This is a genomic window from Paraburkholderia sp. SARCC-3016, assembly GCF_031119615.1.
Classification (GTDB): Bacteria; Pseudomonadota; Gammaproteobacteria; order Burkholderiales; family Burkholderiaceae; genus Paraburkholderia.
In genome coordinates this window covers 1-25,850 of sequence record NZ_JAVHZD010000056.1, presented here as the reverse complement: position 1 = coordinate 25,850, position 25,850 = coordinate 1, and the positions used below count along the sequence as shown (strand labels likewise).

Sequence of the window (25,850 nt, the reverse complement as noted above, 5' to 3'; positions counted from 1 at the left end):
GAAGTTCGAAGCCGAGCGGGCGCAATCGACCGTGATCGAGGTCGACGCTTCGCACGCCGTTACCGTCTCGAACCCGGGCGTCGTCGCCGACGTGATCGTACACGCAGTCCACACAGTCGCGAATTGACAGAGCTCCGTCGAAAGGCGGTTTCCCGATATCGCAGCAGGCAATGGGCTTCCGATCGAATACAACTCGCCCATGCCCGATCAGAAACACCTCGCATCATGACAACAATCGCCGTCCCGATACGAAAGGAAGTTTCCCCACGCCAATTGGATGATCTTCGACCAGTTGCAAAAGGGCTTCGGCTCGGTGCCGAACCTGTACGCGACGAGGGAGTATCCGGAGCACGCACTCGGCAACTATCTGGCGCTTCAGAATGGCAAGAGCAGCTTGAACGGCAAGGCGCGCGAAGTGATCAATCTGGTCGTGAGCGAAGTGAACCGATGCCAGTACTGGCTTGCCGTGCGTACGATGATCGGCAAAAAGACCGACCTCACCGACGAACAGATCCTCGAGATCCGCAGCGGGAAAGCGAACTTCGATGCGAAGCTCGATGCGCTGGCGCGTCTTGTGCACGATATGGCCGTCAACCGCGGTCACGCGGCCGATGCGTCGGTCGCGCATTCTTTGCGGCCGGGTGGACCAAGGCCAGCCTCGTCGACGCCATCGTCGTGATCGACGACAAGACGGCGAAGCTTGTCGATGGCCGTTAGCGTCTGGTTGAGTCTCCTACGACTCCGCTTTGGGAGAGGGCAAGAAATTGAACGACGAAGTTATCAGCACGCTAGACAAATTTTTTGAGTTGCTCGCTGCCCAGAAGTGGGAAGCCGCAAACGGGTTGCTTGCATCAGGATTCTTTGCCTTCGAGAACGGGACACGTTATTCGGCGCACGAATTCATAATGCTGGTAAAGGATGTCTTTGCAAACGGTACGCGCTATCAATGGCAAGTCACAAAGCCTGAAGTCATTGCGCGCGCTGACATCGCGTGGGTCGCGTATCACAACGTCGGTTACCTTAATGCTCCTGGCAGTGCTCGAACCGGGAGGCATTGGCTCGAAACAGCAGTCTTAAGTCATGATGGGACCTGTTGGAAGCTTTGCTTTCTTTCGTCTATGCGCGCGGAGATTCGCGCATAAGAGCCGGGTTCCTCCGGCGTGAAAGGTACTTCATGCGTGCAGCCAGAAAGAATGTTATAGCTTGAAGCGCCGAAGGACGTTCTCACCGAGCGTCAACCCGGGCCCAGGCACGTTGCGCGCGACTATCTTTCCCGCGACGGTCTCTGGCCAGCGCACAAACAGAGATTCAAACAAAGGGAAATCTTCGAGCCACGTCAAATTGGGGCAAGCGTAGGCCAAGCGCACGAACAAGCCTGGCAAAAGATGAGGGGAGACTTCAACGCCAACGCATGTGCAATCCGCGAGACTTCCAATGCGGGTGTCGTCGAACTGACGGTCGAGCCGACGCCGCCGATCACGATGCCGTGGCCCGCGAGCAGATTGCCGAATGTGTTATTGATCTGGCCGGCTGCGATGACGAGGTCATTGCCGGCATAGATCGTAGCGTCGTTCCGGTCATAGCCGAACGTCGTCGTGGTTGGATTCGAGCCGCGTGTGCCACCGCCGGTGCCGCAGACGTCGGAGAGCGACAACCTGCATGCGGATTTCGTGAAAGAGGGTGGTGGGTTCGGCATTGGGCAACTGATCGGCATGATTGCGGCAGTGGTTCTGTCGGTGTACATGGGGCAGCGACAACCGCGCTCGCTCGATGCAGGAATTAGCGTCCAACCGCTCGATGGCCGCACCGTCAGCAATTACACGCTCCTTACTTGGAACCGAGGCCGCCCCGATGTCAGCAAGAGCCGAGGGCCTACAGACCGCCACGATAGCTCGCACAGCCGCAGTACCTTGGAAGCTGCCGTACACGCTACGCAGGATCGAAGGGCAGCTGCGATTCGCATTAAAGCAAAAGGCCAAAATTCGCCTCGCCTTTTGCTTCATTAGTTAGTTCTTCACGCACCTGAAGCCAGCATAAACATACTGATACCGCGGCTGAAACCAGTTGCGAAACGTCGGCCGCAGCATGCATTGCGCGGTGCGCGCCGACCCGCCCTTGATTACATAGTGCTGGCCGTCGAAGAAGTTCGCCGAGTAGCCGAGGTAGAACGGAAACGCTTCGAAGCCGGGCAGCGGTTCGAATAGCGACTGCGTCCATTCCCATCCATTGCCGAACATGCCTTCGGCGCCGAACCTGCTTACGTTGCCCGGATGCGCATGTACAGGCTGCGGATCCCAGCTGCGGAAATCGAAGTTGCCGGGCAGCGCGTCGGCCTGTGGCATGCCTTCGATTGCGCGCTGCCATTGCGCTTCGGTCGGCAGTGCCTTGCCTGTCCATCGAGCATATGCGCTGGCTTCCGCGTGACTCACATAGACAGGCCAATCGAGCGGCAGCGGCACTTCGTCGAACATCGTGCGCAAAGTCCAGCCGTTTTTATCGCGCGTCCAGCCCACCGGATGCTCGATGTGCTCCGCTTCTTTCCACGCCCAGTCCTTGTCGGACCAGTACGCGCGATTGCCGTAGCCGCCGGCATCGACAAACTGCAGGAATTCGCCGTTCGTTACCATGTAGCGGTCGATTTCGAACGCGTCGACGTCGACGTGCTGTTCGCCGTATTCATTGTCCCAACCGAATTGGCCGCTCTCGCGCGACATGCCGAGCGTGGCGCGGCCCGCAGGCACGTGAACCATCGTCGTTGCGTGCGCAACCTTGCCGGCAGTGGCCGATTGCGATGCGCGCGCCGGTGCGAGCTTCTGCTCGAGCGGCAACTGATGCAGCATGTACGCGAGCGTTTCCGCGTGCATGAGCCGGTGCTCGATCGCGACCTGCATCAGTTGTGCAGGCGAATTCGTCGAGACGTTGTCTGCGTCGAAATCGAATGTCGCAAGCGCATGGTCGATTTGCGCACGCGCACGCTGCGCGTAATCGCGCACGACGTCGAGCGACGGCCAGTCGGACGGTTGATCGGTCGGGAATCCACCATCGACCGGGTCGATGCCGAACGCGAACAGCTTGTCGAGGTTGGTATCGAACACCGGCAGCGGGAACAGGCGGCCTGCGAACAGGTTGTGGTCGAAAGCCTCGAGATGGCCGATATAAAAGACGATGCGGTGACGTTCGCGGATCGGTCTTTCGTACAGATGTTCGGGTTTGACGACGGCAAACAACGTATCCGTCACGCGACGGGCGTCGTGCAGACGTTGAACGAGCGGGTGTTGCAAACGAAGATCGCGATTCATTTCGCCGGGTCTCCTTGCGAAGGGGACGGGTTTAAGACTGTAGCGCGTATTCGCTCTTCATGTGAAGTGCGTGGGCAAAGTCCCGGCGACGAGCGATCTAACGGTTACAGGTCACGCAGCCCCTCCAGATCGACAATGCGAATGAATTTGCCGCGCGCGTCAATCAGGCCGCGCTTCTGGAATTTCGACAACGTGCGGCTGACCGTTTCGAGCGTCATGCCGAGGTAACTGCCCATGTCTTCGCGCGTCATGCGCAGATTGAATTCGGCCGACGAATAGCCGCGCTGCGCATTGCGCTCCGACACATCGAGCAGAAAGGCCGCAACGCGTTCGTCGGCGTTCAACGAGCCGAGCGTGAGCATCTGGCTCGCCTCGCGCACGATCTGCTCGCCCATCAGCTTGTGCAGCCGTTCCTGCAACGCGCCGCTTTCGCGGCACAGGCGCTTGAGGGCGGCATATGGAACGATGCACACGGAACTGTCCTCGAGCGCGATCGCGCTGCACGCATGCGTGTCGCTGCTGACGCCGTCGAGTCCAAGCGATTCGCCAGCAAGACGCAGACCCGTCACCTGTTCGCGGCCGTCGCGGTGCGCCATGGTCGTCTTCAGCGAGCCGGAGCGCACCGCATACAGGTTCTCGAACGGAGCGCCGGCGCGATACAGCGGATCGCCGCGGCGCACCGCGCGCGCCTTGCAGATCAGCGCTTCGAGCTTCGGCAGTTCTTCCGCCGACATGCCTTGCGGCATGCACAGATGGCGCATCGCGCACGTGGAGCAGCGCGCGACGTGGCGGCCCGCCGGGATGGCGGAGGCGCAGGCCGACGGGCCCGCGGAGCCTGCAGCGTGGGCGCGCGTGAGCGGCTGCGCGGCGATCGGAGTAGTGGCGGGTGTCAGCATGGCGAAGGGCGCTGTAAGGAAAGAGTGCCCCATTGTCCCACTGCGTATGCGCGCCACTTCGCGTCAAAATGACGCTGCCCCCGTTGCGCGGACCGGTTGTCGTCTTTATGCGGGGTTTTCATGGGCCGCCGCGGCGGGTACCAGCAGCACCGGCAGCGTCGATTGACGCACGCAGCGCTCCGCAACGCTGCCGAGGATCAGCCGCTGCATGCCGCGGCGCCCGTGCGTGCCCATCACGAGCAGGTCAGCGTGGTAGTCGGCCGCGGCCTTCAGCACGAGCGTCGGCACATCGTCGTTCGGCGATGCCTCGCCCACCGTCACGTCGCCGCTGACATTGCGCGCCTGCATCGCCTGCGTGAGTTCGACGGTCAGTTCCTTGCCCTGCTGGACGAACTGCTTTTGCAGAATGCCCGGATCGTATCCGGGCGCTTCGAAATACATGGGTGTGTTCTCGACGACGTAGTAGGCGCGCAATGTTGCGCCGAACGACGCGGCGAGATGAACTGCGGCTTCGAATGCGCCGCGCGAGGTCTTACTGCCGTCGACTGCTACAAAGATGCGTTTGTACATGGAAGCTCCGCACATTAAAAGGTGTCGATGGTGCGTCTATTGCAAGGAAAGCTTAATTGACTGGAAGCTCGCGTGTGCGAACTCGCATGATGTCAATCAAATGCTTAGCAAGTTTCGGTATCCGCCGCGGCCGCCGGCAGTGCTTCCTGAGCCTTGCGGCGCTTACGATTCGGACCGGTGCTGCATGCAGGCAGTATTCTTTTTTATCGTGTGGTTCGTGTGATTTGCCTTACAATTATGCATCATGATGACAAGCCGCCTGCCAAGATGAGCAACGAGCGAAAATCGACGGGCCTACCCGACAAGATATACGGCGATATCCTCAACCGCATTCTCGAGGGCGAATACAAGGCGGGCGAGCGGCTGCCGACCGAGCACGCGCTCGCCGAACGCTTCGAGACGTCCCGGCCCACCGTGCGCGAGGCGCTTGCGCGGTTGCGCGCGGACGGAATCATCGTCACGCGGCATGGTTCGGGCACGACGGTTGCCCGGCGCCCCGATCCGGATGTGCGTCGTTTCGCGCCGCTCGAATCGCTTTCCGATATTCGCCGCTGCTACGACTTTCGCATCGTGACCGAAGCGGGCGCCGCTTCGCTTGCCGCGCAAATGGCCGACGACGGAGACATTGCCGCGATCGAGCATGCTTGGAACGAGCTCGAGCGCGTGATCGAAACGCAAGGGATCGGCGCGAAGGACGACTACGCATTTCATCTTGCGGTCGCACGCGCGTCGAAGAACCAGTTCTTCATCACGATGATGTCGTTCATTGAAGAACAGATCGCTTTCAGCATGAACCTGTCGCGCAACCTTTCGCTCGTGAAAACACTCGAGCGGCAAAGGCTCGTGCAAGCCGAGCATCGCGCGGTACTCGAGGCGATTCGCGCGCACGACGCTAGGGCTGCCGGCGACGCAATGCGCACGCATCTGATGAACGCGCGCGATCGCATGTTCGGTTCGTGAAGCGGCGATGCGCTGACTTTCCTTTCCACCTTTCAGGCCGTTTTTGTCGTGCCTTTTTGCGCGCTTGACCGCGTCGTGCCGAAGTGAATCCTCCACAACCGAAGTCTGTTGTCCTGCCCTTTCGCGATGCTTTGCTGGCCATGCTCGGCATCGGCCTCGTCAATATGCTGGTCGCGCTCGATCAAACGGTGGTCAGTACCGCGTTGCCGTCGATCGTCTCCGAGCTGCGCGGCTTCGAGTACTACGCATGGATTGCAAGCGCGTATCTGCTCGCGTCGGTCGTCACGGTCCCGGTGTTCGGCCGGCTCGGCGACTATTTCGGCCGCAAGCGCTTCGTAATCGCCGCGGTGATCGTGTTCACGGTCGCTTCGCTGTTGTGCGGCGTCGCGACAAGCATGCCGTTTCTCGTCGTGGCGCGCGGACTGCAAGGCGTCGGCGGCGGGATGATGGTCGGCACCGCGTTCGCGTCGATTCCCGATCTGTTCCCCGATCCGCGTGAGCGCGTGCGCTGGCAGGTCGTGATGGCGGCTGCGTACGGTATCGGTACGGCGGCCGGTCCGTCGCTTGGCGGCTGGATGAGCCAGCATCTCGGCTGGCGTTCGACATTTCTCGTCAATCTGCCGGTCGGCGCGCTCGCGCTGTATTTCATCTGGGCGCATTTGCCGTATTACAAGCGCGAACACGTGGGCGAAGTGCGCATCGATTGGGGTGGCGCGCTGCTCGTCGCACTCGTGCTCGGCGGTCTTCAGACGTTTATCGAGGCCGTGCCGAAAGACGGGTTGACGGGCGCGAACGTCGCGCTCGCCGGCATCGTCGGGGTCGGTGCGGCGCTGCTGCTGGCCTGCGAGCGCCGCGCAACGCACCCTATCATCCCGCTCGATCTGTTCAAGGACGCGCAGCTCGTCACGCTGTTCACGCTGTCCGTGTTGTCCGGCTTCGTGATGTTCTCGCTGATCTTTTTTGCGCCGCTGCTGCTGCAAGGCGGATTCGGGCTGTCGCCGCAACAGGCCGGTCTGCTCGCGACGCCGATCGCCGCGTGCATTGCGATCGGCAGCATGATCAACACGCGTGTCGTCATTCACATGTCGCGGCCGACCATGATTCTTTCGATCGGCTTCGGGCTGCTCGTCGCGGCATCGATCGGGCTCTCGGTCGCGACGCCTGTGACGCCGCATCTGTATCTCGAGCTTTCGATGGCGGCCGTCGGCGTCGGACTTGGCTTTATCCTCAACAATCTGAACGTGTTCGGCCAGGAAATCGCGGGGCGCGAGCGCTTCGGCATCACGACCGCGCTGTTGCAGTCGACGCGCATGGTCGGCGGCATGCTCGGGACGAGCATCGTCGCGACGATCGTCAATCGCCGATATGTGTCGGGTATTGACGACACTTTGCGCGTGCTCGGCGAGCCGGTCGCCGCAAAGTGGCGCCCGACGCTCGGCGATCCGCGCATTCTCGTCGACGAAAGCTTGCGCGACTCGTTGCTCGTGCAACTAAAACGCGCGGGGCTCGAAGGACCCGCGTTGCTCGATGCAGCGCGGCACGTGCTCGTGCAATCGATTCATATCGGCGTTGTGCTGACCGGTTGCGCGGCGTTGGCAGCGGCGCTGCTCGTGCGCAAGATTGCACACATCACCTTCCGGGGACGTGGCCGATAGTCGATAGCGGCCAGCCGCTGCAGCTCGCATGGGCGAGCGGGCAAAGCACATCGTGCGCGGGCGCCGCAGCGCGCGCATCGGTGCAGGCCGAAGCGCAACCGTAGGCGCGTGTCGAGCCATCGCAGCAGGCGCGAGCACGCCTCTGCGCTTGCGACCCTCATCGTCGCGAGCCCGTGGCCGCTATGCCGCAACCGCCATCTGGCCGAACAGCGCATTGCGCGTTTGCTCGCTGACCGCGATATCGAGCGCTACCGCGCGCTCCACACCGATCTGCACCGGCGCGCCGAGCCGGCCGATCTCGATGCCCGTTCTGCGCAGCAGGCGCTCGATCGGCGTGGTCGTCACGGTCACGTAACGCGTGATGCCCATCTTGTCGGCAAACGTGACGAGTTCCTTGATCGCGTGCATCGTCACATCGGCAAAGCCGAAGCTTTGCTCCTGGTCGTCGCCGGCCTCGATCGCGAAGCGGCTCAGTTCCCAGATGTGACGACCGAGCGGCGCGGCATTGCCGTGCAGAAGCTGCGGAAACGTATCTCGCAGCATGTTCGGGCCTTCGGTTGGCATCAGGCGCCAACAGCCGCGTACTCGGCGTGTCGAGTCCTGAATCAGCATGTAATGTGGTCCCAGGGCATCGTAGCCGTCGACCTCCATCCCCGCGATGATCGGAATGTCCCATCCCATACGCCCGTGAAACACGCGCGCTCTCAGACGGTACATCTCGTGGAGGTCAGTGTTGTCGAACTCTTTCGGGGTACCAATTCGAATCGCTGCATGCATGATGTTCTCCTCGCCCGGGTCCGTTCCCGTACGCAGAAAAACTTATGCATTCTGGATAGATATTTGCACCTATCCACCTGGATAGGTGTCCGGGTAGTCTCCGCGTCATCAAAATTGAGATGAACATTGCCCAACCCAATGGGGATTACCATGGAACTGCTGGAAAATCATTGGCAAGCTGCCGTGCAAAACCGGACGACGGACGTTTCGTCTGCTGTCGACCGCGTTTTAATCATCGCTTATCGGAAAAAGAGAAAGGAGAGCCAAAGGCAGTTTTGGGCTCGTTTCGGGGTTACGCAATCGCGGGGCAGTCGTTTTGAGTCGGGCGCGGAAATTCCCGCGCCGGTGTCGATTCTGCTTGGTCTTTATTTCTCGAAAACGGTCACCGACGGCGATCTTGGCAAAGCCGGCCGGGTAATGTCCGGTGAAGCGCGGGAACTGATCAACCTGGATCAATAAGGCCAAGTTGCGTCGCAATGACGGCCGCGGCGCGCCGCGAGTTCACGCCGAATTTCGCACGGATGTTCTTCAGATGGAAGTTCACCACGGCTTCCGAACATCCGAGGATGTGCGAAATTTCCCACGTGGACTTGCCTCGCGCCGTCCATTGCAGGCATTCGCGCTCACGAGGCGTCAGTTTCGGTAGCAGCGCCTGCGCGTGGTTATTCAGATACGGCTGGCTCGTATCGATCACGAGATCGCGCAGCAGCACGAGGTTTGGCAACACCACGTCGATGTGGCGCCAGAATTCGCTCGTCGGATTGCTGTCGTTCACGAAGCAGATCATTCCTTTTTCCTGCTGCGGGCCGTGAATCGGCAACGTCACGCCCGCGCGCAGGCCATGCAGGCGTGCTTCCTCATACATCGACTGCTGCGGGTTCGTCGAGAACAGGTCAGGTGACCAGATCAGCGGTGACGACTTCGTCACGCAGTGCGTGACGGTGGGGTCGATGTGCGCAAAGCCGTGCGCGTCGTAAAACTGACGCCACGCGGGTGCGTACGTGCTGCGCAGGAAGGAATCCTCCATCCGGATACTTGGACGCGGCACGATCGCGACCAGCACGCGGTTGAACCCCCATCCTTCGGCGAGGCGGGCAAGTTCGGCGAACCACGTGCTGTCGTCGGTGGCGTTGAGCATCGGCGACAGCTGCTCAAAATAAGGTAGCGACAAGGTAGTTCTCTCAGGGCGCGGCGAGCCAGGCCGCGGGCTCCAGCCGCGCGCGCCATGACCACTGGTTCTGTACTGTATCAATTTAGCATCATTATTCTTCTTTTACTGAAAAAGCGCGATAGCCGAAATAATTGATTCCAAACCTTACGTAAAAATCAGACGTAGCATTCGGAATTGACGAAAATGGTCGCCTTATATGGCGTTTTATCGAAACAGTTTCGGCAATCGCGGCCTAACTCCGGGCAATAGCGCTCCAATGGACAGCCAAAAGCGATTCCAATAATAAGGTTATAGCCGCGCCGCCGCGCCCGCGCGTCGCAGCCAGGCTAGGGTCCTTTCCATCAGGTGTTTGCAAACCACTTCGCTACCAGTATGAACCATTGGTTGCGCCGGCGAATACGCATTGTCCCGGATGTGCACACATGTTGCAAAGTTGTTTGACAACATTGCGTCCAGGTGATACCCTGGCGTTCCAGCGCATTTCCGACGCGAGCCGCCATGAACGTTGCCCCGATTCACGAGCTTGAGTTCTCCGCCAGCGTGATGGCGGTGCCGCCGCTTGCGCGCCGTGCCGATTTCAGCCTCAACGCCGAGGAAAACGCGAGGCTGATTCGCCACATCGAATCGGGCGGTGTGCGCACCGTGCTCTACGGCGGCAATGCGAATCTCTATCACGTCGCCGTTAGCGAATATCGGGATCTGCTCGATATGCTTGCGGCGAGCGCCGGGCCGCACACGCGCGTGATCCCGGCACTCGGCGCGGACTACGGCAAGATGCTGGACGAGGCGCGCATTCTCGCGCAAACCTCATACCGTACAGCGATGGTGTTGCCGTTCTCGGGCTTCACCACGTCGGCAGGCGTCGAAGCAGGGCTTGCACATATTGCCGACGTTGCGGGCATACCGCTCACGCTATACATCAAGAGCGAGGACTATATCGACGTCGACGCACTTGCGCGCCTCGTGAATCGGGGCACGCTGATTGCGGTCAAATACGCGATCGTGCGACGAAATCCGTTGGACGATCCGTACTTGCGCAGACTACTCGCGCAGGTGGACCGCGTGCGCGTAATCTCGGGCATGGGCGAGCGCCCAGCGCTCGTCCATGTGCAAGAATTCGGACTCGCCGCATGGACCACGGGTTCGGGTTGCATCGCACCGCATGCGGTGACGGCGCTGCTTAGCGCGGCGAAGTCGAATCGCGACCGCGAAGCGCGGCGCCTCTATGACGCGTTCATGCCGCTTGAAACCCTGCGCGATGAAATCTCGCTGATCCGCGTGCTGCACGACGCGGTGACGATGTCGAAAATCGCGGACATGGGGCCGATTCTTCCGCTCCTCAGTTCGACGCCGATCGAACATCATGCGAAGATCGATGCTGCGACGCAGGCATTGCTCGCATTCGAACGCCATCTCGCGGGTTCTTCCGCGAGCAACTGAAGGCGCATACCCACTATTTGGTTTTGAGCCGCGCACGAGAACTTCAGTGAACGCTGCGCGGCACACGACAGGAGTTGCAACATGCAGATTACCGGAGACATGCTGATCGGCGGCTCCGCGGTGCGCGGTACCAAAGGCACGCTGCGCGCGTTCGACCCGGCCCGCAACATCGAGATGGAGCCTGAGTTCGGCGCAGGCGGCACGGTGGAGGTCGACCGTGCCTGCGAGCTGGCCGCGCTTGCGTTCGATCCGTATCGTCAGGCGCCGCTCGAAACGCGCGCGCGCCTTCTCGAAGCGATCGCGGACAACATCGTCGAGCTCGGCGACACGCTGATCGAACGCGCACAGGCCGAATCGGCGCTGCCGAAAGCACGCCTCGAAGGCGAACGCGCGCGCACGGTCGGCCAGTTGCGCCTCTTTGCGTCGCTCGTGCGCGAGGGCCGCTGGCTCGCGGCGACGATCGATCCCGCGATGCCGGACCGCAAACCACTGCCGCGTTCCGACCTGCGTGCACAGAAAATTCCCGTTGGCCCCGTTGCAGTGTTCGGCGCGAGCAACTTCCCGCTCGCGTTCTCGGTTGCAGGCGGTGACACGGCGTCGGCACTCGCGGCCGGCTGTCCGGTCGTCGTGAAGGCGCATCCGGCGCACCTCGGCACGTCGGAACTCGTGGGCCGCGCGATCCAGAAAGCCGTGGCCGGCAGTGGCTTGCCCGAAGGCGTTTTCTCGCTGCTCGTCGGCGCGGGCAATGAGATCGGCGAAGCGCTCGTCGCGCATCCATCGATCAAGTCGGTCGGCTTCACCGGCTCGCGCCGGGGCGGCGTCGCGCTCGTGAATATCGCTTCGAAGCGCCGCGAGCCGATTCCGGTGTTCGCCGAGATGAGCAGCGTCAACCCGTTCTTCGTGTTGCCGGGCGCGCTTGCAAAGCGTGCTGAGGCGATTGCGAACGGCTTCGTCGATTCGGTAACGCTCGGCGTCGGTCAGTTCTGTACAAACCCGGGTATCGTGCTGTTGCTCGAAGGCCCGAACAAACAGATTTTTATCGATGCCGCTGCCAAGGCACTCGCGCAGAAGGGCGCGCAAAGCATGCTGACTCCCGGCATCGCAAACGCCTATAAAGATGGCGTTTCGCAGCGCCGCGAACTGCATGGCGTGCAAAGCATCGCGCAAGGACAGCAGACCGATGCGACGTGTTCCGCGCTGCCCGTGCTGTTCCAGACGAACGCGATGCAGTTCCTCGCGACCGCGCAACTCGAAGACGAAATCTTCGGACCGACTTCGCTTATCGTCACGTGTAGCGACATCGACGAAATGGTCAAGGTGGCCGAGTACATCGAAGGCCAGTTGACCGCGACGTTGCAGATCGAGCCGGAAGACTACGACCTCGCGCGGCGCCTGCTGCCGACGCTCGAGCGCAAGGCGGGCCGCATTCTCGCGAACGGCTATCCGACGGGCGTCGAAGTGTGCCACGCGATGGTGCACGGCGGCCCATATCCGGCCACGTCCGATTCGCGCGCGACGTCGGTCGGCGCCATGGCGATCGAACGCTTCCTGCGCCCGGTCTGCTATCAGGATCTGCCCGCTGCGCTGTTGCCCGAGGCGTTGCACGACGAGAACCCGCTGAAGCTGCTGCGCATTCTCAACGGCAAGCCTGCGCTGGCGTAATACGGCGCAACGCGACACGTAGAAGTAGCGAAGGTGCCGGGCCAAGGAAGGCCCGGCACATCAACGTTCGAACCTGTACCAGCACCCCACGACGCGCAACGCGCAACAGACCCGTCTCATCGCGCGCCGCAGCGTCCACGACGACCGACCCCGCGATGACCGACAACACCCGCCGCTATCCCGATCCCGCCGTTCGTATTCTCGATCCACGTTTTTCCGCGTTGCGGCTCGCGTCCGCATCGGTCGAGTGCCTGTTTCAAGGTGCGCGCTGGTCCGAAGGACCCGTGTGGTTCGGCGACGGGCGTTATCTGCTGTGGAGCGACATCCCGAACAATCGTATTTTGCGCTGGGACGAAGAGACCGGCGCAGTGACGCCGTTCCGCCGTCCGTCGAACAACGCGAACGGCAATACACGCGATCGCGAAGGTCGGCTCGTGACCTGCGAGCATCTGACGCGCCGCGTAACACGCACCGAATACGACGGTTCGATCACGGTGCTTGCAGATCGCTACGAAGGAGAGCGTTTCAATTCGCCGAACGATGTCGTCGTCAAATCGGACGGCTCGATCTGGTTCACCGATCCGAGTTTCGGCATCGACAGCTTCTATGAAGGCGAAAAGCAGGATCCCGAAATGCCGCAGCGCGTGTATCGCGTCGATGGACAGTCCGGTGAAGTCACGCTCGTCAACGACGACGTGATCGGTCCGAACGGCCTTGCATTCTCGCCCGACGAATCGGTGCTCTACATCGTCGAATCGCGCAGCGAGCCGCGCACGCTGCGCGCTTTCGATGTCGTTCAGAACGGCCGCGCGCTCGCGAATAACCGCATACTCATCAATGCAGGGCCGGCCGGTACGCCCGATGGTTTTCGTGTCGATATTCACGGCAATCTTTGGTGCGGCTGGGGCATGGGCACGGACGAACTCGACGGCGTGCGCGTGTTCTCGCCGCAGGGCGAAGCGCTCGGCCATATCGCGTTGCCCGAGCGTTGCGCGAACGTCTGTTTCGGTGGCCGACATCGCAACCGGCTTTTCATGGCCGCGAGCCACGGGCTTTACGCGCTGTATGTCAATACGCAGGGCGTCAAAGGCGGCTAAAAGACTGCGACGGATGCCTAACCAGTCAGGAGCACGTGTGGCAAAGAGGAAGACACCAGAAGAACTGCGCAGCCATCGCTGGTATGGCGCAAACGACCTGCGTTCGTTCGGCCATCGCTCGCGCACTGCGCAGATGGGCTACGCCCGCGAAGAGTATGCGGGCAAGCCTGTCATCGCGATCCTCAATACGTGGAGCGAGATCAACCCTTGCCATACGCACTTCAGGCAGCGTGTCGAGGAAGTGAAGCGCGGCATCTGGCAGGCCGGCGGCTTTCCGGTCGAACTGCCGGTGCAGACGCTTTCCGAGCCGTTCCAGAAGCCGACGACCATGCTCTACCGCAATTTCCTCGCGATGGAAGTCGAGGAAACGCTGCGCTCGTATCCGGCCGATGGCGTCGTGCTGATGGGCGGCTGCGACAAGACCACGCCCGCATTGCTGATGGGCGCGATCTCGATGGATCTGCCGGCCATTTTTCTGCCCGCGGGCCCGATGCTGAACGGCAACTGGAACGGCCGCACGCTCGGCTCCGGCTCCGATACCTGGAAGTACTGGGCCGATCTGCGCGCCGGCAAGATCACCGAAGACGACTGGCGCGGCGTGGAAGGCGGCATCGCGCGCTCGCCGGGCCACTGCATGACGATGGGCACCGCGTCGACGATGACGAGCGCAGCGGAAGCGCTCGGCTTCACGCTGCCGGGCTTCGCATCGATTCCGGCGCCCGATTCGCGCCACGCTGTGTTGTCCGCGAAAACGGGCATGCGCATCGTCGACATGGTGTGGGAAGACCTGAAGCCATCGGACATCGTCACGGCGCGCTCGGTCGATAACGCGGTAACGACGTGCCTCGCGCTGTCGGGCTCGACCAACGCGATCGTGCATATGATCGCGCTCGCGCGGCGCGCCGGCATCGATCTCACGCTCGAGCGCTACGACGACGTCGCTCGCCGCACGCCGGTGCTCGCCAATATCCGGCCGACGGGCCAGTACCTGATGGAAGACTTCTATTACGCGGGCGGCCTGCGCGCGCTGCTAAAGGAGCTGGGCGAGCTGATCGACGGCACGCAGCGCACCGTGAACGGCAGGACGCTCGGCGAAAACATCGGCGATGCGGAAATCTTCAATGACGAAGTGATCCGCCGCCGTGCCGCGCCGCTGATGCGCGACACGGGTCTCGCCGTGCTGCGCGGCAATCTCGCGCCCGACGGCGCGGTGATCAAGCCCGGCGCCGCCGATCCGAAGCTGCACGTGCATACGGGGCGAGCCGTCGTGTTCAGGGACTACAACGACATGGCCGCGCGCATCGACAGCGAAGCGCTCGACATCGACGAGCGCTGCGTCATCGTGCTTCAGCACGCGGGTCCGGTCGGCGCGCCGGGCATGCCCGAATGGGGCCAGCTACCGATCCCGCAGAAGCTGCTGAAGCGGGGCGTGCGCGACATGGTGCGCATTTCGGATGCGCGCATGAGCGGCACGAGCTACGGCGCATGCGTGCTGCACGTTGCGCCCGAATCGTTTATCGGCGGCCCGCTCGCGCTCGTGCGCGACGGCGATCTGATCGAACTCGACGTGCCGCAACGCAGGCTCAACGTGCTGATCAGCGACGCGGAACTCGCGAGCCGCAAGGCGCAGTGGGTCGCGCCGGCGCCGCGCTTTACGCGCGGTTACGGCGCGATGCACCAGATCCATGTGATGCAGGCCGACAAGGGCTGCGACTTCGATTTCCTGCAGCGCGGCGGCGCGGCGCCCAACGGCGAGCCTGAGATTCACTAGAAGCAGAAGGCAAGCTCAGACCGATTCTGTCGCAATACGTTAAATCGCCCGACGAAAAAAAGCGGCAAACGCAATACAGATTATCGGTCGCTACTTGTTCCGTTTGAACTCGATCACTCGCCCGGGCCGTCGATGATTGAGCGCATAGTGGACGCGGCCGCGGAATTCCGGGTCCGTCTGCGCACGCGCTTTTTCGTCCGGATGACCGGTGTCATCGGGCATCATCATGCCCTTCTCGACCACCGTATAGCCGGGCTCCACTGCAAGCAGCACGCCGCTGCCGCCGGGCCGGCTATCGAAACCCGCGAGGCCGTCATCCGCTTCGGGCACATGATTGTCGAGCGTCGCGTTGCTCGTCGTCACTTCGTCCGGTCCGATCTTGCCATAGCCCGCGACGCGCGCGGCTTCGCGGTTCTTGCCATCGGTGTCGACGGTGCTGTCATGCGTGCGGTCGTTGTGCATTTCCATGCTCAGCGTCGAACGTTCAGGCGAGTTCGTCTGCGAATGATCTCGCGTCTGCTCGGGATGTTGCGATGGATCGGGCTTGTCGCCTTGAGTCGGGTTCATCTGCGTTCCTCCTTACGAATCGGCTTCACTGTAGAGTCAGCAAATCCCGTTCCGGGCGAAGCATGAGGAACGAAGAAGCACGCGAATCCGCGCGAACCGGCGCAAGCGCGCAACGCGCGCGATCGAGGCGATGTCGACGATGGCGAGATCACGCCGGTATGGCAGCAAGGCGACTTAAAGTGTCCACTAAGCGCGCTCGGCATTTTTTTGTGTTTTTTTAATGGACGCGAATTTTCTACAGAGTATCATCGACTTTCGACCAGGCGTTGACGGTTAGTAATAATCCTAAGCTTTGCGGCGCCACAGTAATGGCCGACGTGGGTAGTACGGTAATGCACTTTCTCGAACCGTCATTGAGGCAGTCAGGAGCTGATGACTCATGCATGTCGATGCTGCATTCACTCATCGTGGCTATTTGTTGAACTGCTCGCCGGCGCGCGCGGGCGACGGAACCTGGCAGGCGTATGTCGTCGTATCCCGATCGAGCGATGGCGAGCTGGTCGCCAACCGGTTCTTTCCCTCGGAACTCCGCTTCACCGATGAAGCCACTGCAATCGCGCACGCGCGCGACTGGGCTGTGCGCTGGATCGACGCAAGCAGTTTGACGATCTGACGCAAGGGGCCGCGCGGCCACCGCGACCTCATGCATTGCGCGTCTGATAACTCGCTTGATCGCCTGTTTCATGCTGCGTTCGATGCCGCGTTCCGCCTCACATTCGATTTCCCCCATCGATGCATTTGAATCATTAGCGTCATGAGCCAGAAGGCATGTGTTTCGGCACGCGCGAAGCCGTGCAGCGCGGGTCCGCAAAAAACGCGGTAATCTCTGGGGACAATTCACTTCCTGCCGTGCCCGCCGCACGGCGGCCGTCCTTGCCATGTCAAACGTTTCGCCGAACCAGTGGGGTCTCGAACAGATCGTTGCCGATTTGCGCGCGTCGCGCGAACAGCTGCATCGCACGCGTCATCCGCGCGGCATTCGCGAACTGCCGTCGCGTCAGGCGGTGATCGATATCCTCGCCGGCCTGCGCGCAGCGCTGTTTCCGACGCATTGGGGTGCGCCCGATCTGACCGATGAAAGCGTCGACTATTACGTCGGGCACACACTCGAAAGCACATTGCGGCTGCTTGCCGAACAGATTCGCCGCGCACTGCGCTTTCTTCCGGAACATGCTGAAACGCCGGATGCGGATCTCGGTGCGCGCGCCTTCGAAGTCGCACGCGAATTCGGCACGCAGTTGCCGGCAATTCGCGCGCTGCTCGTGAGCGACATTCAGGCGGCCTACACCGGCGACCCTGCGGCCCAGCACATCACTGAAATCCTGCTCTGTTATCCGGGCGTGTGGGCAATGACGCACCACCGTCTCGCGCATGCGCTGCATCGCCTCGGTGTGCCCCTGCTCGCGCGTTTCATCAATGAGATCGCGCACTCGGCCACCGGGATCGACATTCACCCGGGCGCGCAGATCGATTCGAGTTTCTTTATCGATCACGGCACGGGCGTCGTGATTGGCGAGACCGCGATCATCGGCAAGCACGTGCGCGTTTATCAGGCCGTGACGCTCGGGGCGAAGAGCTTCGCGGCGGACGTCGACGGCGCGCTGATCAAGGGCAATGCGCGGCATCCGATCGTCGAAGACGACGTCGTGATCTACGCGGGCGCAACGATTCTCGGGCGCGTGACGATCGGAAAGGGCTCGGTGATCGGCGGTAACGTTTGGCTGACACACAGTGTGCCGCCGGGCAGCAGCGTATCGCAGGGCAAGGTGCGCGAAGGCGAGCGCAACCGCGATCACGGCAACGACGACGGCGCGCGCTAGCGCTCGAGGCACAGACGCGGTCGCGCGATCGAGCAGCGTGAACGGCCGACGACCGCACGGCCGTGCGCTCCGGGCGGGCGCATGCCCTACGTATTCGCAACGAGCACGGACGACGGGCTGCTGACTATCGAGAGAAACTCGCGTCGCGTCGAAGGGTCGGTGCGGAAAGTACCGAGCATCCGCGACGTCACCATTTCAGCGCCGGCCTTGTGCACGCCGCGCGTCGACATGCATTGGTGCGAGGCCTCGAGAATCACGCCGACGCCTTTCGGCTGCAGGACCTCGTTCAGCGTGTCGGCAATCTGCACGGTCATCTTTTCCTGAATCTGCAGACGCTTCGCGAACGCATCGACCAGACGTGCGAGCTTCGAAATTCCGACCACGCGATGCTCGGGCAGATACGCAACATGCGCACGGCCGATGATCGGCACCATGTGATGCTCGCAATAGCTTTCGAAGCGAATGTCCTTCAGCACGATCATTTCATCGTATCCATCCACTTCGGAAAACGTGCGTGCGAGGATCTCGCGCGGATCGATGTCATAGCCCGCGAAGAATTCTTCGTATGCACGTACCACGCGCGCGGGCGTATCGACCAGACCTTCGCGCTGCGGGTCGTCTCCGGCCCAGCGCAACAGCACGCGCACGGCGTCTTCGGCTTCTTCGCGAGTCGGGCGGGAGGCGTCCGCGCTTTTCTTCGGCGTGGCGGATGCCAGCTTCTCTTTGCTTGTCGTCATTTTTCCTCCAATCCCATGCTTTATCGATTGTCCGGATCGCGGGAACGCGTGCGCCTTGTGATGTCGTCGACGATTACGGTGATCGGCACTGTGAGTGTTCGAAGTTTTCGTGCCAGCCGATACTGGCATACCGGCACGAATTTACCTGATTGTATCGAAGGCCACGCGTCGCTGATGCGCGCGGCATCCTGCGTTGCACCGGATCAAGCGGAATTCCGACAGCGGCGAGAATTCAGGGAAAGAGTTGGCGAAGAGTGGGTTGCGTCACGCGCCGATTAAGGAAATGAGCGTTCGCGCATTCATGCGTTTTACGCGCTATGTCGGGTGCAGGGATGAGATGTCAGACGAGTGCGCAGCCGATCGCGCGACCTTAGTGCAACGGCACGCGTGGATCGACCTTCACGCGTGAGCCGGATTCATGCGGATGTGCTTGAGCCATTCCTCGGCCGACGGCAGATGCGATACGAGCGCGATCGCCTGCGCGTCGCCGTCGTCCTGGACCGCGATGTAGCTCTCATTGAGAATGGCCGACTGCAGATAGAAGAGAAACGTCAATGCGCGGATGCCGTATCGGCTGGCTACGGCATCGAGCGAATCGACTTCGTCCAGCAGTTCGCGCACGAAGCGCGACGAGAGGCTCGCGCGATGCATCGAAACAATCGCTTCGACTGCCATGTCGGCGGACCGGGCGGGATCGTCGTCAGGGATGTCGGTCGCGCGAATGGCGTCGGAGTGGACGAGGCACTGCATCACGTCGGCAGTAAAGTCGGCACACGAGTACGTCATAATCTATTCCGGATAATCTGACTCACACGCTCGTTAGACAGCCTTCTTACGTAGTTTGCAGGATAGTAAGCAATCCGATATGTGGGCTGGCCAGCGAGGCAGCGAAATGCGGCTGACCATCATTTATATCAAAAACAGCGGCCTTTAGCAGCCAGCTTGTCGGAATGTCGGCGGCTCAATGCGAAGTAGCGGTCCTTTTGCTCGCCAATATGGACATGCGCTTGCTTTATTTATGCCGAATGGTTCGGCGCGTCGTCATATCGTTATACGACGCGTGCAATGAATGAATAAAGCAGCACGGTCTTTCGAATAGCTAATGGATTTTGCCTGAACGCGCGCCCACTTGACTGGCACGCTCGACGTGCCTTACGTGCACGGAAACTCCAGCCTTGACAATCGATCGCGCCGGCTCGGATAATGTCCCTCGAGCGTTCGCTAAACGAATCACTGTTCTTATAGCGAACAAAATTGCGATCCGATCGTCGCGAGCAAATCGCATCGGAAGCCATTCGCAACAGGAACCGTGATGATCAACAAGATTTTCGATTCTGTTCAGTCCGCCATTGCCGATGTGCACGACGGCGCGACCGTCATGATCGGCGGCTTCGGTACGGCGGGCATGCCGGCGGAACTGATCGACGCGCTGATTGCACAGGGCGCGCGCGAGTTGACGATCGTCAACAACAATGCCGGCAATGGCGATACCGGACTGGCCGCGCTGCTGAAGGCGAGGCGCGTGCGCAAAATTGTCTGCTCGTTCCCGCGGCAGACCGATTCGTATGTGTTCGACGCGCTTTACCGCGCCGGCGAAATCGAGCTTGAACTCGTGCCGCAGGGCAATCTGGCCGAGCGCATTCGCGCAGCGGGCGCCGGCATCGGCGGCTTTTTCACGCCGACCGGCTACGGCACGGAGCTCGCGAAGGGCAAGGAAACGCGCCTGATCGACGGCAAGCCTTATGTGCTGGAAATGCCGTTGCATGCCGATTTCGCGCTGATCAAGGCCTACAAGGGCGATCGCTGGGGCAATCTGATCTACCGGAAGACCGCGCGCAATTTCGGCCCGATCATGGCGAGCGCCGCGAAAACCGCGATTGTGCAGGTGTCGGAAGTCGTGCCGCTTGGCGCACTCGATCCGGAGGAAATCGTCACGCCGGGCATATTCGTGCAACGCGTAATCGAGGTGCCGCAGGCGGCGCAACGCATTTCGTCTTCCGCTGCAGCGGCCTGACGAGGAGACCAGAAAATGAACCGACTGACTCGCGATGAAATGGCAAAACGCGTCGCGCGCGATATTCCCGAAGGCGCCTATGTGAATCTCGGCATCGGCGTACCGACGCTTGTCGCGAATCATCTTGCGGCCGACAAGGAAATTTTCCTGCATAGTGAGAACGGCCTGCTCGGCATGGGACCCGCGCCCGCACCGGGCGACGAAGACGACGAACTGATCAACGCGGGGAAGCAGCATGTCACGCTGTTGACCGGCGGTGCGTTTTTTCACCACTCCGATTCATTTGCGATGATGCGCGGCGGTCATCTGGACTACTGCGTACTCGGTGCGTTCCAGGTATCGGTGAACGGCGACCTTGCAAACTGGCACACGGGCGCGCCCGATGCGATTCCGGCGGTTGGCGGCGCGATGGATCTTGCAATCGGCGCAAAGCAGGTGTTCGTCATGATGGAGCACCTGACGAAGCAGGGCGAGAGCAAGATCGTCGAACAGTGCTCGTATCCGGTGACGGGCGTCAACTGTGTCGATCGTATCTATACGGATCTCGCAGTAATCGACGTGACCCGCGATGGGCTCGTTGTGCGCGAAATCTTTTCCGACATCGACTTCGCGAAGCTGCAGAAGCTAACCGGCGTGCCGCTCAGAGACGGCACGAAACCCGCGACCGTCACGGGCACACAACCCGGTGCAGCGGCCGCGCACGTGGCGTAAAAATGGACCTCGCCGTATGCCCAGGCTGCGGTCAACGGCATCGAGTTTCTGTACCGGACCGTGCGGTGGTACGAGGTGCCTGGAGCGCGGGCTTGAAGCGGTAAAACGCTTGAGCGCTCAAAGGAAGTACGCAAAGGCCTGATCACTCTTCCGCGTCGTGCTCCGCCACAAACCGGCGCAAATACGCCAGCACCGCCGCCTCCGCCGCGCGATGATCCGCGCAACTCTTCGAGCCTGCGCTTTCCTCGTCTCCGAATAACGTCGACGGCGCGTTATGCACGTCGACTTCCTGTCCCTCGCGGAACACGCGAATCTCGTGCACGTCTTCCGCGTATTCCGCGACCCAGTGAATCCCTTCGATATGGGCGCCTGCCCTGACTGGCGGTATCTTCATCACGGACCTCCACGTGCGCCGCAGACGAATGTCGGCGCTTGCCATAACCATACGCCGTCGGCGCGCTTCGCGCATCCGGGGTTTCGCATGCTGCGCATGGTGAACGGGCGCCCGCTTGCCGGCACGTGCGCGGCGAGGCACACAGGTTGCTCGAATGCTGAGGCTTACAGCCATTCTGGAGGACTGTCATGCCTGAGAAGAAAACTCTGAGCCGCGCTAAAGCCGATAAACGCGCGGGCAAAGCGCCGAGCACGCAGGCCGGCGAATTCGTGAAGGAAGAGGTCGATCATGTCCGCGAAGGCAAGCACGGCGTGCGTTCGGCGAAGCAGGCGGTTGCGATCGGCTTGTCGAAGGCGCGGCGCGCCGGCGTGGCATTGAAGCCCCCGAAGGCCGGCAAGACGAGCGAGGCGACGCGCAAGAAAGCGGAGAAAGATTCGGCCGCAGGTAAGAAATCCACGGCGAAACGTAGTGCAAGCACCGAATCGAAGACCAAGCGCTCGCGCGTGACGACGTCTGTGCTCAAGCGCGAGAGCAGTCGCGGCGCGTCGAGCGCCGCGATGTCGAAGCAGACGAAGGCTGCTGCCAGCCGCCGGTCCGCCGCGAGTCGTTCCGCCGCCGCGAAGAAGGGCGCGGCCACGAAGGGCGCGTCTGCTCGCTCGGCCGCCGCGAAGAAGGCAGCGCATACGAGAGCGGCACGCGCGCATCACTGAGGCGAATCGGATGTGGCAATAGCCGGCGTGCGGCGCGTTGCGGCGCAGCGAGCCGCAGCGCGCCGCGCTCGCGCTTCGATCGTTACATCTGCATCGAGGTGATCAGCGTTCGCTTCCCGGCCTTGTAGTCGTACAGCGAAATGACGCCGTGCTTGAGGTCGCCCTTCGAGTCGAACGCCGTCTCGCCGATCACACCCTTGTAGTCCGTGTTCGGCATCGCCGCGAGGATTTTTGCCGGATCGGTCGAGTTCGCGCGCTTCATCGCATCGATAAGGATGTTCGTTGCGTCATACGCGAACGGGGCGTAAATCTGGACCGGCTGACCAAAGCGCTTCTCGTACTTCGCCTCGAATTCCTTGCCGCCTGGCATTTTCTGAAGCGCCATACCGATGTCCGAGCACACGATATTGCCGGTCGCATCGCCGGCGAGGTCCGCGAGCTTTTCGCTGCACGCGCCGTCGCCTGCCAGCACCTTCGCGCGCAAGCCGAGCTGCTTCGCCTGCTTCGCGAACGGGCCGGCCGTCGCGTCCATGCCGCCGTACATAATCGCGTCTGCATTCTCACCCTTGATCTTCGTCAGAATCGCGCGGAAATCGACGGCCTTGTCGTTCGTTGCATCGTGCGACAGCACGTCGAGGCCCAGCGACTTCGCAGTCTTCTCGAACTCATTGGCAAGGCCCTGGCCGTAAGCGGTCGAATCGTCGACGATCGCGACGCGCTTCACTTTCAGGCTCTTCGCCGCATAGTTTGCGAGCGCTGGACCTTGCTGCGCATCGGTTGCCACGACGCGATACGTTGTCTTGAAGCCCTGTAGCGTATAAGTCGGATTCGACGCGGCAGGCGAGATCTGCACGATGCCCGCGTCGCTATAGATTTTCGAGGCCGGGATCGACGTACCCGAGTTCAGATGGCCTATCACGCCGACGACTTTGTCGTCGACGAGCTTCTGCGCGACTTGCGTCGCGGTACGCGGGTCAGCTGCGTCGTCTTGCGCGTCGAGCACCAGCGTAACCTTCTGGCCGTTGACCGTAAGTCCTTTTGCGTTGCTTTCCTCGATTGCGAGGCGCACTCCGTTCTCAATGTCTTTTCCGAGGTGCGCTATCTGTCCTGTTGTCGGAGCGACGTCGCCGATCTTGACCGTCTCGTCCGCATGAGCGGCGCTAAACATTGCTGAAGCAATAACGGCCGCCGAGCAAATCTTCGAATAGGTAGTGTCCATTTGTCCTTTTCCGGCTAAACGGGTAAATAAAGACTTCTTATTGAACTGCCGTCTTCCGTTGGATAGAGGCAGATGCGCGATTACGCCGCAACACGGTGGAGATGCTGTCGAACGTGGTCCGCCTAGTCAGGACACTTCATCAGATCAGATATTCCGGGAATGTACTGTCTTTAATCCGGAAAGAAGAGGATGCGCGAAAATGCCAAGGCATTCCAGGCATTCGCGCAATGCGAGAGTTGCGCATGAACATGTATGGCACACCGGCGCGGAGAATCGAAATTGTGCCATCGCCCGAACGCCGCATCGGTGCCCATGCATGTGGTCGACGTGCGCGACACCATGCGTCGAGCAGCAACGCGTGCAAACCTGGATACAGTGCAATCAAAGCAGATACAGAAAAGTAGGCATGCAAAATTTTGGCTGTCGCGGGTGGACCTGCTACCTTGCGTGAATACCACCCGCCCTGCCCACGGCCCTACGATTCAAATGCGGGACGGCTGCCGCGCGGGGCAACCTTATCTTTGACAAACGTAACCGGGCAAGGTGCAAGGCGCACGAGCCGATGCAGAATCGCGCGTGTGGTCCAGCGCTCGAACAGCGACCTGAGCGCACAGCCGATCACTATCTGCCCGACGTTGTACTCGGTCGCGTATTGAACGATCTCGTCGACCGGATTGCCGATCTTTAGCGCCAGATGAACGGACTGTCCGCGCGCCGCGAAGTCGGCCTCCAGCGATTCGAGCACATACTGACGGGAATCGACGCTCGCCGCGATGGCGCTGTCGGTTGCGATGTCGAGTCCTATTTTAGGAAGCGGCACGACCGAGAGCACATGCAGCCTGACGCCGTTGCGCGACGCGACCTCGGCGGCCAACAGAACGCCGCCATACGAAACCTCGGAACCATCATAAACGGCCAACACGTATTTCATTGCCAGTCTCTCTTTCGTGATCGACAGCATTGAGACGTCCGCCGGCAGGGCCTTATTCCAACGTGTGTAAGAACACAGGGAGGGCGCGCCGAACGTAACGAATGAAAAACGGATGACGCGAAAAAGAATTGAAACGCCGGCAATGGCAGCGCCGTTGCCGGGGCACGGAATCGCAAAACCTCATGCCGTGTTCAGCTCGATAGTCCCTTGTTACTACTGCACGCGAGAGACGAGCCTTTCACTGAGCTGAACGACTTCAAAAAGCGTACCGGACGTAGAGCGCGCGGCGAGCAGACCCGCGCGCTGCAAATTGCCGCTTTCCGAATACGCGAGTTCGACCAGGTAGTTCGGCAAGAGCAGTGCTGCCGCGGTGATCTTCGTGGCCTCATCGCGCCCTACTACTCCGAACGCATGCATGATTTCACGTAGCTCGAGTGCGGTATGCGCAAGCAGCCAGAACTTTAAAATTTCCTTGTCGGATTCGTTGAGCTGCGACTGCTCATCGAGACGGTCGACCAGTTCAACGGTGGCGCGCGCAGCCCGCACGCGGTCGGAAATGTCCGACGCGGGCGGTGCTTCACGGTTTGCAGTGCGCGCGAGAAAAAGCCCCTGGTTTTCCGCGAGATGATGCTGGCGGCTCAGGCGCCGGAGCAACACCGTGACGGTGTCGTGCGGCGAAGGATGATGTCGTAGACCTAGCATGGCTTGCCAAACACGAATGCAATACGGGGAAGCGCGAAGTGTCGCTAAAAAAGCCCCAGAAGCCGAAGCCTCGGAAGCGAGGACACAGAGGCAACACTAGCACGCCTGAATCGCGTATGCACCCATTCATTCACGCCGATGCGCGCGAACGAACCATGTTGCCGCGCGCGAGTGCGCCGGGATACGAAATTGCCGCATTTGCACCGGTCGGGCTGCTTACGCGAAAAAGCGCAGCGCAATCGGATAGAGCGACGCGACAAGCAGCGCCGCCATCGCGACGTTGAATGCGCGCAGCCAGCCCGGTTTCGATAGCAAGCGCCGCACGGCGGTGCCGAAGGCAGCCCACAGGCAGATGCATGGCAAGCCGATCACATAGAACACGGCCGCCATGATCGATGCGTTGACATCGAAGTCTGCGCTCAGATGAATCGTCGTGGCGGCGGTTAGCACCATCATCCACGCCTTCGGATTGATCCATTGAAAAATCAGCGCTTCGTAAAAGCGCATGGGGCGGCGCTCGCCTTCACGCACGCGCATTTCGCCGGACGTGCCGATTTTCCATGCGAGATACAGCAGATACACGACGCTCGCGGTTTCGAGCACCGTGTAAAGCAGTGGAAACCGTTGAAAAACCGCGCCGAGGCCGAAGCCAACCGACAGCATCAAGACGACAAGTCGGAGGCCAAGCGGTCTTAGGAAGACAAAACATTCTACCAACTCCTTGGCTCACAGAACGACATGGCTACG

27 protein-coding genes and 1 pseudogene are annotated in these 25,850 nt (G+C 61.2%); 14 read left to right on the top strand and 14 right to left on the bottom strand.

The annotated features are described in order from the left end of the window. Nucleotides 1–277 precede the first annotated feature (277 nt). Nucleotides 278–679 (top strand): carboxymuconolactone decarboxylase family protein, encoded by a 402-nt coding sequence (locus QYH69_RS34225; RefSeq protein ID WP_308836093.1) that lies wholly within the window; start codon nt 278–280, stop codon nt 677–679. An 85-nt stretch (nt 680–764) separates the two neighbouring features. After that, nucleotides 765–1,142 (top strand): nuclear transport factor 2 family protein, encoded by a 378-nt coding sequence (locus tag QYH69_RS34220; RefSeq protein WP_308836092.1) that lies wholly within the window; start codon nt 765–767, stop codon nt 1,140–1,142. Nucleotides 1,143–1,435: 293 nt separating this feature from the next. Here QYH69_RS34220 and QYH69_RS36195 read toward each other — a convergent pair. The 4 genes and pseudogenes from QYH69_RS36195 to QYH69_RS34200 form a co-directional block, all read right to left on the bottom strand. Next, nucleotides 1,436–1,639, bottom strand: a pseudogene (locus QYH69_RS36195) (hypothetical protein); the annotation flags it as partial. Between the two features lie 367 nt (nt 1,640–2,006). Next, a complete protein-coding gene (locus QYH69_RS34210; protein WP_308836090.1) occupies nt 2,007–3,299 on the bottom strand; it encodes an SUMF1/EgtB/PvdO family nonheme iron enzyme in 1,293 nt (430 codons plus the stop codon). Nucleotides 3,300–3,403: 104 nt separating this feature from the next. Further along, nucleotides 3,404–4,195 carry a helix-turn-helix domain-containing protein gene (locus QYH69_RS34205; RefSeq protein WP_374992557.1) on the bottom strand — a complete coding sequence of 264 codons (792 nt, stop codon included), beginning with the start codon at nt 4,193–4,195 and terminating at the stop codon, nt 3,404–3,406. Nucleotides 4,196–4,300: 105 nt separating this feature from the next. After that, nucleotides 4,301–4,765, bottom strand: a complete 465-nt coding sequence (locus tag QYH69_RS34200) for a universal stress protein (protein ID WP_308836089.1) — start codon at nt 4,763–4,765, stop codon at nt 4,301–4,303. Nucleotides 4,766–5,032: 267 nt separating this feature from the next. Between QYH69_RS34200 and QYH69_RS34195 the strand changes: the two genes are divergently transcribed. Together QYH69_RS34195 and QYH69_RS34190 are read left to right on the top strand one after the other, a co-directional pair. Beyond that, nucleotides 5,033–5,725 carry a FadR/GntR family transcriptional regulator gene (locus QYH69_RS34195; RefSeq protein ID WP_308836088.1) on the top strand — a complete coding sequence of 231 codons (693 nt, stop codon included), beginning with the start codon at nt 5,033–5,035 and terminating at the stop codon, nt 5,723–5,725. 140 nt (nt 5,726–5,865) lie between these two features. Next, nucleotides 5,866–7,380, top strand: coding sequence for an MFS transporter (locus QYH69_RS34190; protein ID WP_308836096.1), 1,515 nt, complete (start codon nt 5,866–5,868; stop codon nt 7,378–7,380). Nucleotides 7,381–7,560: 180 nt separating this feature from the next. Here the strand turns inward: QYH69_RS34190 and QYH69_RS34185 are convergent, their stop codons facing one another. Beyond that, entirely contained in the window at nt 7,561–8,157 is a 597-nt protein-coding gene (locus QYH69_RS34185) for an acyl-homoserine-lactone synthase (protein WP_075159560.1), read from the bottom strand. A 150-nt stretch (nt 8,158–8,307) separates the two neighbouring features. On the opposite strand from QYH69_RS34185, the gene QYH69_RS34180 reads away from it, so the two are divergent. Next, nucleotides 8,308–8,616 carry a helix-turn-helix transcriptional regulator gene (locus tag QYH69_RS34180; protein WP_075161291.1) on the top strand — a complete coding sequence of 103 codons (309 nt, stop codon included), beginning with the start codon at nt 8,308–8,310 and terminating at the stop codon, nt 8,614–8,616. Here QYH69_RS34180 and QYH69_RS34175 read toward each other — a convergent pair. Then, nucleotides 8,600–9,304, bottom strand: coding sequence for a LuxR family transcriptional regulator (locus QYH69_RS34175; RefSeq protein WP_308836095.1), 705 nt, complete (start codon nt 9,302–9,304; stop codon nt 8,600–8,602). The two genes, QYH69_RS34180 and QYH69_RS34175, sit on opposite strands and share 17 nt — an antisense overlap. 522 nt (nt 9,305–9,826) lie before the next feature. On the opposite strand from QYH69_RS34175, the gene QYH69_RS34170 reads away from it, so the two are divergent. The 4 genes from QYH69_RS34170 (at nt 9,827) to araD (ending at nt 15,298) form a co-directional block, all read left to right on the top strand. Next, nucleotides 9,827–10,768, top strand: a complete 942-nt coding sequence (locus tag QYH69_RS34170) for a dihydrodipicolinate synthase family protein (protein ID WP_308836087.1) — start codon at nt 9,827–9,829, stop codon at nt 10,766–10,768. Between the two features lie 81 nt (nt 10,769–10,849). Beyond that, nucleotides 10,850–12,430 (top strand): aldehyde dehydrogenase (NADP(+)), encoded by a 1,581-nt coding sequence (locus QYH69_RS34165; protein WP_308836086.1) that lies wholly within the window; start codon nt 10,850–10,852, stop codon nt 12,428–12,430. A 155-nt stretch (nt 12,431–12,585) separates the two neighbouring features. Continuing rightward, on the top strand, nt 12,586–13,527 hold the full coding sequence (locus tag QYH69_RS34160) for an SMP-30/gluconolactonase/LRE family protein (protein ID WP_308836085.1): 942 nt from the start codon (nt 12,586–12,588) through the stop codon (nt 13,525–13,527). A gap of 37 nt (nt 13,528–13,564) precedes the next feature. Next, a complete protein-coding gene (gene araD, locus QYH69_RS34155; RefSeq protein WP_308836084.1) occupies nt 13,565–15,298 on the top strand; it encodes an L-arabinonate dehydratase in 1,734 nt (577 codons plus the stop codon). Nucleotides 15,299–15,388: 90 nt separating this feature from the next. On the opposite strand, the gene QYH69_RS34150 is transcribed toward araD, so the two are convergent. Beyond that, nucleotides 15,389–15,766, bottom strand: coding sequence for a DUF3005 domain-containing protein (locus QYH69_RS34150; protein ID WP_374992559.1), 378 nt, complete (start codon nt 15,764–15,766; stop codon nt 15,389–15,391). A gap of 478 nt (nt 15,767–16,244) precedes the next feature. Here QYH69_RS34150 and QYH69_RS34145 point away from each other — a divergent pair, with 478 nt between their 5' ends. Further along, nucleotides 16,245–16,478, top strand: coding sequence for a hypothetical protein (locus tag QYH69_RS34145; protein ID WP_075159566.1), 234 nt, complete (start codon nt 16,245–16,247; stop codon nt 16,476–16,478). Between the two features lie 265 nt (nt 16,479–16,743). Further along, nucleotides 16,744–17,685 (top strand): serine O-acetyltransferase EpsC, encoded by a 942-nt coding sequence (epsC, locus tag QYH69_RS34140; protein WP_308836082.1) that lies wholly within the window; start codon nt 16,744–16,746, stop codon nt 17,683–17,685. 86 nt (nt 17,686–17,771) lie between these two features. Here the strand turns inward: epsC and folE are convergent, their stop codons facing one another. Together folE and QYH69_RS34130 are read right to left on the bottom strand one after the other, a co-directional pair. Next, complete coding sequence (gene folE / locus QYH69_RS34135; RefSeq protein WP_308836081.1) at nt 17,772–18,422, bottom strand: GTP cyclohydrolase I FolE; 651 nt, start codon at nt 18,420–18,422, stop codon at nt 17,772–17,774. A 399-nt stretch (nt 18,423–18,821) separates the two neighbouring features. Continuing rightward, nucleotides 18,822–19,208 (bottom strand): hypothetical protein, encoded by a 387-nt coding sequence (locus QYH69_RS34130; RefSeq protein WP_308836080.1) that lies wholly within the window; start codon nt 19,206–19,208, stop codon nt 18,822–18,824. Nucleotides 19,209–19,734: 526 nt separating this feature from the next. On the opposite strand from QYH69_RS34130, the gene QYH69_RS34125 reads away from it, so the two are divergent. Then, nucleotides 19,735–20,436 carry a 3-oxoacid CoA-transferase subunit A gene (locus QYH69_RS34125; RefSeq protein WP_308836079.1) on the top strand — a complete coding sequence of 234 codons (702 nt, stop codon included), beginning with the start codon at nt 19,735–19,737 and terminating at the stop codon, nt 20,434–20,436. Nucleotides 20,437–20,451: 15 nt separating this feature from the next. Next, complete coding sequence (locus QYH69_RS34120; protein ID WP_308836078.1) at nt 20,452–21,147, top strand: 3-oxoacid CoA-transferase subunit B; 696 nt, start codon at nt 20,452–20,454, stop codon at nt 21,145–21,147. Between the two features lie 142 nt (nt 21,148–21,289). Here QYH69_RS34120 and QYH69_RS34115 read toward each other — a convergent pair whose 3' ends face one another. Further along, complete coding sequence (locus tag QYH69_RS34115) at nt 21,290–21,541, bottom strand: hypothetical protein (RefSeq protein ID WP_308836077.1); 252 nt, start codon at nt 21,539–21,541, stop codon at nt 21,290–21,292. Nucleotides 21,542–21,729: 188 nt separating this feature from the next. Here QYH69_RS34115 and QYH69_RS34110 point away from each other — a divergent pair, with 188 nt between their 5' ends. Continuing rightward, nucleotides 21,730–22,251 (top strand): DUF6496 domain-containing protein, encoded by a 522-nt coding sequence (locus QYH69_RS34110; protein ID WP_308836076.1) that lies wholly within the window; start codon nt 21,730–21,732, stop codon nt 22,249–22,251. 82 nt (nt 22,252–22,333) lie between these two features. On the opposite strand, the gene QYH69_RS34105 is transcribed toward QYH69_RS34110, so the two are convergent. The 4 genes from QYH69_RS34105 to QYH69_RS34090 form a co-directional block, all read right to left on the bottom strand. Beyond that, a complete protein-coding gene (locus QYH69_RS34105) occupies nt 22,334–23,419 on the bottom strand; it encodes a branched-chain amino acid ABC transporter substrate-binding protein (RefSeq protein ID WP_374992558.1) in 1,086 nt (361 codons plus the stop codon). 526 nt (nt 23,420–23,945) lie between these two features. Next, on the bottom strand, nt 23,946–24,401 hold the full coding sequence (locus QYH69_RS34100) for a universal stress protein (protein ID WP_308836074.1): 456 nt from the start codon (nt 24,399–24,401) through the stop codon (nt 23,946–23,948). Between the two features lie 213 nt (nt 24,402–24,614). Then, nucleotides 24,615–25,103, bottom strand: coding sequence for a hypothetical protein (locus tag QYH69_RS34095; RefSeq protein ID WP_308836073.1), 489 nt, complete (start codon nt 25,101–25,103; stop codon nt 24,615–24,617). 216 nt (nt 25,104–25,319) lie between these two features. Continuing rightward, nucleotides 25,320–25,766 (bottom strand): LysE family translocator, encoded by a 447-nt coding sequence (locus tag QYH69_RS34090; RefSeq protein WP_308836094.1) that lies wholly within the window; start codon nt 25,764–25,766, stop codon nt 25,320–25,322. Between the last annotated feature and the right edge of the window lie 84 nt (nt 25,767–25,850).

Coding starts and splice junctions, on each gene's coding strand:
- QYH69_RS34225 (WP_308836093.1), top strand. CDS start 278: ATGATCTTCGACCAGTTGCAAAAGGGCTTCGGCTCGGTGCCGAACCTG.
- QYH69_RS34210 (WP_308836090.1), bottom strand. CDS start 3,299: ATGAATCGCGATCTTCGTTTGCAACACCCGCTCGTTCAACGTCTGCAC.
- QYH69_RS34205 (WP_374992557.1), bottom strand. CDS start 4,195: ATGCTGACACCCGCCACTACTCCGATCGCCGCGCAGCCGCTCACGCGC.
- QYH69_RS34200 (WP_308836089.1), bottom strand. CDS start 4,765: ATGTACAAACGCATCTTTGTAGCAGTCGACGGCAGTAAGACCTCGCGC.
- QYH69_RS34195 (WP_308836088.1), top strand. CDS start 5,033: ATGAGCAACGAGCGAAAATCGACGGGCCTACCCGACAAGATATACGGC.
- QYH69_RS34190 (WP_308836096.1), top strand. CDS start 5,866: ATGCTCGGCATCGGCCTCGTCAATATGCTGGTCGCGCTCGATCAAACG.
- QYH69_RS34185 (WP_075159560.1), bottom strand. CDS start 8,157: ATGCATGCAGCGATTCGAATTGGTACCCCGAAAGAGTTCGACAACACT.
- QYH69_RS34180 (WP_075161291.1), top strand. CDS start 8,308: ATGGAACTGCTGGAAAATCATTGGCAAGCTGCCGTGCAAAACCGGACG.
- QYH69_RS34170 (WP_308836087.1), top strand. CDS start 9,827: ATGAACGTTGCCCCGATTCACGAGCTTGAGTTCTCCGCCAGCGTGATG.
- QYH69_RS34165 (WP_308836086.1), top strand. CDS start 10,850: ATGCAGATTACCGGAGACATGCTGATCGGCGGCTCCGCGGTGCGCGGT.
- QYH69_RS34160 (WP_308836085.1), top strand. CDS start 12,586: ATGACCGACAACACCCGCCGCTATCCCGATCCCGCCGTTCGTATTCTC.
- QYH69_RS34150 (WP_374992559.1), bottom strand. CDS start 15,766: ATGGAAATGCACAACGACCGCACGCATGACAGCACCGTCGACACCGAT.
- QYH69_RS34145 (WP_075159566.1), top strand. CDS start 16,245: ATGCATGTCGATGCTGCATTCACTCATCGTGGCTATTTGTTGAACTGC.
- epsC (WP_308836082.1), top strand. CDS start 16,744: ATGTCAAACGTTTCGCCGAACCAGTGGGGTCTCGAACAGATCGTTGCC.
- folE (WP_308836081.1), bottom strand. CDS start 18,422: ATGACGACAAGCAAAGAGAAGCTGGCATCCGCCACGCCGAAGAAAAGC.
- QYH69_RS34130 (WP_308836080.1), bottom strand. CDS start 19,208: ATGACGTACTCGTGTGCCGACTTTACTGCCGACGTGATGCAGTGCCTC.
- QYH69_RS34125 (WP_308836079.1), top strand. CDS start 19,735: ATGATCAACAAGATTTTCGATTCTGTTCAGTCCGCCATTGCCGATGTG.
- QYH69_RS34120 (WP_308836078.1), top strand. CDS start 20,452: ATGAACCGACTGACTCGCGATGAAATGGCAAAACGCGTCGCGCGCGAT.
- QYH69_RS34115 (WP_308836077.1), bottom strand. CDS start 21,541: ATGAAGATACCGCCAGTCAGGGCAGGCGCCCATATCGAAGGGATTCAC.
- QYH69_RS34110 (WP_308836076.1), top strand. CDS start 21,730: ATGCCTGAGAAGAAAACTCTGAGCCGCGCTAAAGCCGATAAACGCGCG.
- QYH69_RS34105 (WP_374992558.1), bottom strand. CDS start 23,419: ATGTTTAGCGCCGCTCATGCGGACGAGACGGTCAAGATCGGCGACGTC.
- QYH69_RS34100 (WP_308836074.1), bottom strand. CDS start 24,401: ATGAAATACGTGTTGGCCGTTTATGATGGTTCCGAGGTTTCGTATGGC.
- QYH69_RS34095 (WP_308836073.1), bottom strand. CDS start 25,103: ATGCTAGGTCTACGACATCATCCTTCGCCGCACGACACCGTCACGGTG.
- QYH69_RS34090 (WP_308836094.1), bottom strand. CDS start 25,766: ATGCTGTCGGTTGGCTTCGGCCTCGGCGCGGTTTTTCAACGGTTTCCA.